Here is a 269-nt window from a genome sequence, read left to right as displayed (position 1 = left end):
CACGACCGCCTGGGCGAAACCCACTACGTCGACGCCCTGACCGGCGAGAAAGCGGTGACCAGCCTGTGGCTGCGCAACGTCGGTGGTCACACCCGCCAGCAGGACGGTAGCGGCCAGCTGGATATGCAGGCCAACCGCTATGTGATGCAGCTTGGCGGCGACATCGCTCAGTGGTCTTCCGACAACACTGACCGTTTCCACCTTGGTCTGATGGCGGGCTACGCCAACCAGAAGGCACGGGCGGAAAACCAGCGTAACGGCAACCGCGC

The 269-nt window shown here is 64.3% G+C and carries 1 protein-coding gene; it reads left to right on the top strand.

What is annotated here, in order from left to right; genetic code table 11:
- Positions 1-269 (top strand): autotransporter outer membrane beta-barrel domain-containing protein (locus OGY07_RS00065; protein ID WP_286597903.1); only part of this gene is annotated, 269 nt, incomplete at both ends.

The sequence above is a fragment of the Citrobacter sp. Cs237 genome, assembly GCF_030332325.1.
Lineage (GTDB): Bacteria > Pseudomonadota > Gammaproteobacteria > Enterobacterales > Enterobacteriaceae > Citrobacter_A > Citrobacter_A sedlakii.
This window is presented reverse-complemented; position numbering and strand designations above follow the sequence as displayed.